Source organism: Actinomycetota bacterium, assembly GCA_018830725.1.
GTDB lineage: Bacteria > Actinomycetota > Humimicrobiia > JAHJRV01 > JAHJRV01 > JAHJRV01.
In genome coordinates, this window is sequence record JAHJRV010000118.1 from 1 (window position 1) to 8,293 (window position 8,293).

Genomic DNA, 8,293 nt, shown 5'->3' on the forward strand with positions numbered 1-8,293 from the left:
ATATTCTTAGAAATTAGGAAAAAAGAAAAATAAAAAAGTGATGTAAATGGTTAAAATCGCTAAAACTAATTCATTAAGTAGGTTAAAAACTGGAAAAACTGCAATCATTCATAATTTAAAGGGTGGACATGGTTTTAAATCCCGCCTTTCTGTATTAGGCTTCACACCAGGAACTAAAGTTAGAATGATACAAAACTTTGGACGTGGTCCAGTTATTGTAGAAATTAAAGAAACAAATATAGCATTAGGTAGGGGAGAAGCTATGAAAGTAGTCATAGAGGAAAGTGATAACGATGGTGATGTGGAGGAAAGTGAAAAAGTTGAAAGAGAACATAGATGGAAAAGAAAACGTAGAAACCGCAAAAAATAAATTATTAAAAGCAGAAGGATGTAAAAATGATGAATGATAATTTATTGAGAGAAAAGAAAAAAATTACAGTAGCTCTTACTGGTCAACCCAATGTAGGTAAAAGCACTGTTTTCAATATTATGACTGGTCTTCACCAACATGTTGGTAACTGGCCAGGTAAAACAGTGGAAAGAAAAGAAGGAACCTGCAAATTCAATAACTATGTTTTTGAAATAGTTGATCTTCCCGGTACTTATAGCCTAACTGCGAATTCCATTGAAGAGATTATTGCGAGGGATTTTATAATAAAAAATCATCCAGATGTTGTAGTAGCTATAATAAATGCAGCAAACTTGGAAAGGAACCTGTATTTAGTAGCTGAACTTATAGCACTTGAAGTTCCTATAATAGTAGCATTAAACATGATTGATGTTGCAAGTTCCCATGGAATGAGGATAGAACACAAGGTGCTTCAAAGTGCTCTGGGTGTATCTGTAATACCAATGATTGCCACGAAGGGAGTAGGGATAAAAAAACTTTTAAAATCAATTGAAGATATTTATGAAGAAAAATTCTTATATAAACCTAAAATTCCAAGCATAAGGGAAGACCATCAAGAAGTCTTAGAGAAAATAGAATCTTTAATAGAAAATGAAACGCCAGAACATTATAAAACGAAGTGGATTGCAATAAAGATATTAGAAGGCGATGAAGAAATAACTAGAATGATGAAAGAAAAATTAGATGAAAACAGTTGGAAAAATGTTCATGAAATCTTATATAAACATGAGGATGCTTATTTAGCTGTTGCCTCTGGTAGATATGACTGGATAGGTAGATTAACAAGAGCAGCCATAATAAGACCAAAAGTAGGGCAAGTAACAATTACTCGTATTTTAGACAATATAACAACACACCCTTTTTGGGGATTTATTATTCTTATAGGCATACTTGGTTTAATTTTTTGGTTGACTTATTCAATTGGAGCACCATTACAAGATATTCTTGATCAGTATCTTGTTCAAGGAAGCTCTAATTTAATTATGGAAAAACTGATAGGAGCACCAAATTGGTTTAAAGGATTATTAATTGACGGAGTTATTGGTGGTGCTGGTACTGTTCTTACATTTATTCCAATACTTTTAATATTCTTTTTAATTTTTGGTTTTTTAGAGGATGTTGGATATATGGCGAGAGCTGCATATGTTATGGACAGATTTATGCACTTAATGGGACTACATGGAAAATCCTTCCTACCACTATTTACAGGTTTTGGATGCAATGTTCCAGCTGTAATGGGATCAAGGATAGTAGAATCACCTAAAGCGAGATTACTTACAATTCTACTTACTCCTTTAATACCTTGTACAGCTCGTATGGCAGTACTGACTTTTATTACCCCGATATTTTTTGGAGGTTCAGCTGCTATGGTTTCATGGGGATTGGTTGCATTGAGTTTGGTAATTTTAGTTATATCAGGGATTTTAATAAATAAAATTGTTCTTAAAGGTGAAAAAACTGCTTTTATAATGGAAATACCTCTTTATCACATACCAAATTTGAAAACTATAGGAATTTTTATGCTAAAAAACACAAAATCTTTTTTAGTTAGAGCGGGTACCCTCATATTAATAGTTTCTATCATTGTATGGTTATTTACGACCCTTCCTACTGGAGAAATAGAAACGAGCTTTTTAGCAACTTTTGGAAAATATTTAACCCCTGTTGGAAGAATTATGGGTTTTGACTGGCGTATGATGTTAGCTTCTTTAACCAGTTTTATAGCGAAAGAGAACTTAATTTCTACATTAAATATCTTATATGGAAAAGCAAATGGAGGTGGTGGAGTAGACCTTGCTTTAAAAAAAGCAATTTCCCCATCATCAGCTCTATCCTTTTTGGTCTTTCAGATGCTTTTTATACCATGTGTAGCAACAGTGGCAACAATTAGAAAAGAAACAAACTCATGGAAATGGACAATATTTAATATAGTCTTTCTACTGGTAATTTCCACAATAGGTGGAATAATTGCTTATCAAATAGGCAACATTTTTTTAACTTAATATACAGAGTGCAGGGTGTTAAATGTTAGAAGAAATTTTAAAAATTGTTTCAAAAGATGGCTCAAATAGTTTACAAGATATTGCAAAAAAATTAGACATTAGTAAAGACTTGCTCTTACAAATGATTGAGGATTTAGAAAGGCTTGGTTATTTAAAACTTATAGAAGGAGAATGTTCCACCAAATGTGAAAGATGTCCATATACCAATAGTTGTGTAACAACTTCATATAATAAAATTTGGTCATTAACAGAAAAAGGATTTAAACTAGCCAAAAAATCTTAAATATTACTGAATTGTAAATCATATATTAGATTGTATAAAAGTTAACAAATTTAATGTTTTTAAAAGTTTTTATATTTTTTTTCAATAATAGATATCAAAAAAAATTTTTAAACTAGTTAATATCTTAGAAAGTTTTTTAAACTAATACCCCGAGCTTTTTTAAGAACCCAATTTTCCACATAATATAGTATGTAATTAATATTATAAGTATAGTAGCAATTAAAAATATAACATCTTTAAACTCAACCCTTTCTGGTCTATAAAAACTCCTTTTTTTAAAAGCTCCAAATGCTTTTGAGTCCATTGCCAAAGCTAATCTATCTGACCTTCTAATTGCCCCAACCATTAAAGTTATTGCCTGTTTGAAGAAGAATTCTATTTTGCTTTTGATGTTTTTTTCAGGCAGAACCCCTCTTATTTTTTGTGAAGCTTGAATCTGACTGAACTCATCACTTAAAAGGGGAATCATTCTGTATGCAACCAATGTTCCATAAGCAATTCTGTAAGGTATTCTCATATTTTGAACTAAGCTATCAACTAATGCAGTTACATCAGTAGTAGAAACGAATATAATAGAGAGATTAATTAGGCTAAATACCCTAATTCCCCTGGATAACCCAATCCTTAGTGCATCATTGGTTATCTTCAACTTACCAATATTAAAAATAGCAGGTATGTTGGGCATAAAATTTGTTTTATAAAATAAAATATTAAATATTGCTATGAAAGAAGCCATCGAGATTGAAAGAATCATGGCGGTAGCTATTTCCTTAAATTTCAAATTAGCAAGATACTTAGTTGATAAAACTATTATGAGTAAAAAAACTAAAGATGTTATTGGATCCATAACAATAGTTATCGCGACAAACATTGTTAGTAACGCAATTAACTTTATAGATGGATTTACAGAATGTAAAATTGATTTTTTATCTATATATTTAAAAAATATCTCACGCATTGGAATTTTCCAAACTTATAATTAGGAGAGTTTTAAGCCCCATTTTTAAATATTATGTTTAATTTTTAAAAGTAATGATTTTTAGAGTTTAAAATGCCCTCGAAACCAATATTATAAATTCATAAAAAATTTATATTATTTTTATCATAAATATTTAATTTGTAGTATTTCTGTTAATATATTAATTTATTAAGTACAAAAACTCGTCAATTGTTGTGGGAAAAGAGCCATTCTTAAAATTTAACTTTAATATTCTAGCCAAAGTTGTAACTATTGGTTCCATTAAGTAAGAATCAAATAGGAGTTTCTTGTTTTGAAATAGTTCTTTAATTTCTCCCAAAAATCTAATTTCTCCCTCAAAAAGTAAAATAACTTTTTCGGTTAGTTCGGAAACAAAGTTCATATCGTGAGTTATAACTATAATTGTTTTACCAGCACTGTTTAAATTTCTTAGAATATTCCACATCTGCTGTGAATTTTTAAAATCCTGCCCATAAGTAGGTTCATCAAATATTAATATATCCTGATCCCAAAGAAGCATAGTTGCAACTGATAATCTTCTTTTTTGCCCCTGACTTAATGAAAAGGGATTTTTTTCTTTAAATTTAATCAATTCAAATTGTTTGAGAAGGTCGTTTACTTTCTTTTTAATAAAATCTTCAGATTTATTAGCTAATCGCAGGGATAAAGCAATCTCGTTATATACAGTATCTGATAAAAATTGATGTTCTGGATTTTGAAAGACAAACCCCATCTTTTTAGAAATTTCTAATGGGTCAATTGTTAAAATATTCTTACCATATAAAGAAATTGTGCCAGACGAGGGTTTTAAAAGACCTGTTAGAATTTTTGCAAGTGTAGTTTTTCCTGAACCATTTGGACCAACAATTGCAAGAAAATCCCCTTCATCCACTGAAAATGATAGATTTTTTAAAACATATTTCTTATTCGTATAAGTAAAATTTAAATCTTTTACTTCTATTTGATTAAACTTCTTATACTCATTTTTATCTTTCTTATCTTGAGATTCCCTTTTTTCTTTTGCATTTACTTTTTTCCCTATCTTAATTTTAGTATCCTTAATATCCTTTAATAGAAGTTTAAATTTATTTGCTGCTTCATCAATGGTAAGCGGTGGTTCAATAGAAATATCTTTCTCATTAAGTTTATCTTTGAGTTTAATTCCAATCCAAAAAACAGTAGGAATCCACATTCCATATTCTTTTATTTTTAAAAAATGCTTTTTTAAAATATTACGGGGATTACCATCAGCAAGTAATGTTCCATCTGGATTTAATAGAAGAACTCTGTTGACTATATCCATAAGACCATCTAATTTGTGCTCAATTGTCAACATTGTATATTTACCTGATTGATTTAGTCTATGAATTAAATCGAATAAATCTTTAGTGCTTTTTGGGTCCAAGTTCGATGTTGGTTCATCGAAGACTAAAATATTTGGTAACGGTGCTAACATAGAAGCAAGAGAAAGCTTTTGTTTCATACCACCAGAGAGGTCACTGGTTATCTCATCTTTAAATTCTAACAGTCCAACACTTGTTAAGCTTTCTTTAACACGCTTTTTAATTTTTTTTAAAGGTACAAGCCTATTTTCAAGTCCAAAAGCAACATCATCTTTAACTTTTAACATAGCAATTTGACTTTCTGGATCTTGAAATATCACTCCAACTTTTTGGGTTAATTGAGAAAGAGGGAAAGTGTCTGTTGGAAGACCTTCAATTTTGACCTTGCCACTAAATTTACCCGGCATCTCTTGGGGTATAAGCCCATTTAAACATAATGCTAGAGTGCTCTTACCTGAACCAGATGAACCCAAAATTAAAATGAACTCACCCTTTTCAACTTCAAAAGATATATTTGAAATTGCAGGTTTAAGTCTGCCATCATATTGCCAGGTTAGATTATTCACTGAAATCTGTGACATTTTCCCCCATTAATATAAAGATTCTTTTTAACTATAAAAATACAGTTGATAAATTAATTGAACTATTTAAGGTATATTTTTACAACTCTAAATATTTTTAACAATAATTAAGAGAAATTATATAAATTATAAATAGCAATAATCTATAAAATTTTTATCAATTAATTAAAGACTCTTTCAAACTCTTTTACAAACATATTTATTTAGATTGCAGTTATAACTTTAACCAATACTAATAAAGAAGTTACTTTTCAATATTTTTTTCTGAATCTAATAATTTAGTTAACTATTTATTACTTAGATTCTTCTTTAGAGATAGGAAAACCGGAAAGGGCACCTGTTGCTTTTAGGGAATCACCTATATATTTACTTCCTAAACCTGTTAAGAAAATCCCGCTAATTATTGTAAAGACAAGCATAGCAACTAATATATGAGGTTCTGTGCCACCATACCACATTATCCAATCATGAACCCAGGCTGCAAAAGCAGAAGCTGCACCAGCAAGTATAAGAACAGGAATTTTGTAATTTTTCCATAATGTGATTCCAAAAACAATCTCTGCACCTAATCCCTGAACAAGACCACTTATTACAGTATCTAATCCCCATTTAGCACCAATAAGTGCAGAAACTATAGCTGCTATTAATTCAGCAACAAGACCAACGCCAGGCCTTCTTACAATGTATGGTGTAAGTACTGCAGGTATAAGCCAAAAGCCATATATTATATGACGAGCTGGTGGAAAGAATAGGAATAATGGTTTTAGTGCATCCCACAACATATTCCAAAAGATAAATAGAATTCCAAAAATAACACCTATTGTGGCAACCATCATTATATCTCTTGTTCTCCAAGCATATTTTTTGTTATTCATTTTGTCTCCATTCAAAAGAATTTTTTAATTTAATTAAAAAATAAAACTATTTTTATTCACACCTCCTCGCATATTAAAGTGATTTAATTAATTTAAAGATAATTACCTCTTAAGATGAAATGATTATATTTTTCTAATACCACCAACTTCTTTAAAATATAAAAAGCGACTCAACTCTTGGGAGCGTAAGTCGCTTATGAAAATTAAAAAAATAAATAATATTGATAAGCATTACTCCCTACGCTGGTATTATCCAGATCAGGTTCAAAGGGTCTGTTTAATATCCACACTCTCAGCGCACATGCGCTCCCCCTATACCTATTTTCATATTGAATTTTCATATAAATTTTAACATATAAGATTTATAAGTTAAAATATTTCTATATATACAATTAACTTGGTTTTTAATTTTATATTTAATTTATCATAAGGATAAACAAAAAAGATTTATGGGTATTAAATTTAATTAATCTATGTTATGAAATGAGAACTATAAAATTTATAGTGGTATCCTTGTTTATATTAATATTACTGCCAGTCTTTAGTTGTCAAAAAGAAGTTATTATAGAAGTTCCTGAAGAAAAAAGTGATGAGATTTCTGAAAAAATAACTGATAAAGAAGTGACTGAGATTACTCCTTCCCCCATATCTATATATATTGAAGAAAATATACCACCATATCTAGAGAAAGCATTAAAAAAAGTTGTAAATGATCAGCCCAATAATTTTTCAATGGTAGATGAATTTAATAAAGCTATGTTGAAGATAGGAACAAAAGAAAAGACATTGATAAAAGAAGATAAAAATGACATAAAATCTTATATCAAAATTTATACTCAGATTTTAGTTCCAGTTGTACCCTTCTATACATATACTGACAATATTAATTGGACAGATATAGAACTATACTGGAATGGGAAAGTTGAAGCTTTAGATTATATAACAAATGATAAAAATATTCCCACGCTTTTAATATCTGATGATACTCTAACTCCCTTGAGAAATCTATTTGATTATCCACCACAAAAAGATGTACCTATTAATATACCTATTATTAATTTTTCTAATGAAGAATTTTTAGGGTCATATTGGAACAAGGAAAATATATGGTCAATAGTGCCATTTGAAAATTTAGATAAAAGATGGAAAGTTCTAAAGTTGGATAACAAAGATATTTTTGATAAAAAATTGGATATATCATTCTATCCATTGGTAATTAATTATTGGGTTTCGGGAGATGAAGAAGGTATAAAAAAATTAATAATAGCTCTAAGTAATTACCTTGATAAAAATAGAGATATTGATGACTTAACAATAATTAATATGACTGGAGCCACCGCAATGGTAAGAGGAGTTGCAAATAGGATGGGGAGAAATGGGATTCTTTATCCAGCGGAAAAAATTGGAGAAATTTTAAAAAGTGCTGATTTAACCCACATCTCAAATGAAATCCCTTTCGTGGAAAATTGCCAAGGTAGAACTTCTAAGGAATTAATTGAAAAATTAATATTTTGTAGTGAGCCAGAATATATAGAGCTTTTAAAATATGTAGGCGCAGATATTATTGAGTTGACTGGAAATCATATGAATGATTATGGATATAAAGCAATGCAATATAGCCTATCCTTATATGAAAAAGAGAAAATGTTTTATTATGCAGGTGGTAAGAACAAGGAAAAGGCTCAAACCCCACTTTTAATAGAATCAAATGGAAATAAGTTTGCTTTCATTGGCTGTAACTATTGGGGTCCTGATTATGTGTGGGCAACTGATGAAAATCCTGGCGCAGCTAAATGTGACTACGAATATATGTGTAGTGA

General features: G+C 29.8%; 7 protein-coding genes and 1 riboswitch. Of the genes, 4 read left to right on the top strand and 3 right to left on the bottom strand.

Annotated elements, in window-relative coordinates; genetic code table 11:
- Positions 1-46: 46 nt before the first annotated feature.
- From KKC53_05695 to KKC53_05705, 3 genes are read left to right on the top strand one after another with little or no spacing between them, the layout of a single operon-like run.
- Positions 47-370 carry a ferrous iron transport protein A gene (locus KKC53_05695; GenBank protein MBU2598642.1) on the top strand — a complete coding sequence of 108 codons (324 nt, stop codon included), beginning with the start codon at positions 47-49 and terminating at the stop codon, positions 368-370.
- Between the two features lie 26 nt (positions 371-396).
- Entirely contained in the window at positions 397-2,412 is a 2,016-nt protein-coding gene (gene feoB, locus KKC53_05700) for a ferrous iron transport protein B (protein ID MBU2598643.1), read from the top strand.
- Between the two features lie 22 nt (positions 2,413-2,434).
- Positions 2,435-2,695, top strand: coding sequence for a winged helix-turn-helix transcriptional regulator (locus tag KKC53_05705; GenBank protein MBU2598644.1), 261 nt, complete (start codon positions 2,435-2,437; stop codon positions 2,693-2,695).
- 136 nt (positions 2,696-2,831) lie between these two features.
- Here the strand turns inward: KKC53_05705 and KKC53_05710 are convergent, their stop codons facing one another.
- The 3 genes from KKC53_05710 to KKC53_05720 all read right to left on the bottom strand — a co-directional run bounded on the left by KKC53_05710 (position 2,832) and on the right by KKC53_05720 (position 6,473).
- Positions 2,832-3,653 carry an energy-coupling factor transporter transmembrane protein EcfT gene (locus tag KKC53_05710; protein MBU2598645.1) on the bottom strand — a complete coding sequence of 274 codons (822 nt, stop codon included), beginning with the start codon at positions 3,651-3,653 and terminating at the stop codon, positions 2,832-2,834.
- A gap of 181 nt (positions 3,654-3,834) precedes the next feature.
- Entirely contained in the window at positions 3,835-5,598 is a 1,764-nt protein-coding gene (locus tag KKC53_05715; GenBank protein MBU2598646.1) for an energy-coupling factor ABC transporter ATP-binding protein, read from the bottom strand.
- Between the two features lie 293 nt (positions 5,599-5,891).
- Entirely contained in the window at positions 5,892-6,473 is a 582-nt protein-coding gene (locus tag KKC53_05720; protein MBU2598647.1) for an ECF transporter S component, read from the bottom strand.
- 216 nt (positions 6,474-6,689) lie between these two features.
- Positions 6,690-6,796: riboswitch (TPP riboswitch) on the bottom strand.
- A 190-nt stretch (positions 6,797-6,986) separates the two neighbouring features.
- Here KKC53_05720 and KKC53_05725 point away from each other — a divergent pair.
- A partial coding sequence (locus KKC53_05725) for a CapA family protein (GenBank protein ID MBU2598648.1) occupies positions 6,987-8,293 on the top strand: 1,307 nt, incomplete at its 3' end.

Coding starts and splice junctions, on each gene's coding strand:
- KKC53_05720 (MBU2598647.1), bottom strand. CDS start 6,473: ATGAATAACAAAAAATATGCTTGGAGAACAAGAGATATAATGATGGTT.
- KKC53_05705 (MBU2598644.1), top strand. CDS start 2,435: ATGTTAGAAGAAATTTTAAAAATTGTTTCAAAAGATGGCTCAAATAGT.
- KKC53_05695 (MBU2598642.1), top strand. CDS start 47: ATGGTTAAAATCGCTAAAACTAATTCATTAAGTAGGTTAAAAACTGGA.
- KKC53_05710 (MBU2598645.1), bottom strand. CDS start 3,653: ATGCGTGAGATATTTTTTAAATATATAGATAAAAAATCAATTTTACAT.
- KKC53_05715 (MBU2598646.1), bottom strand. CDS start 5,598: ATGTCACAGATTTCAGTGAATAATCTAACCTGGCAATATGATGGCAGA.
- feoB (MBU2598643.1), top strand. CDS start 397: ATGATGAATGATAATTTATTGAGAGAAAAGAAAAAAATTACAGTAGCT.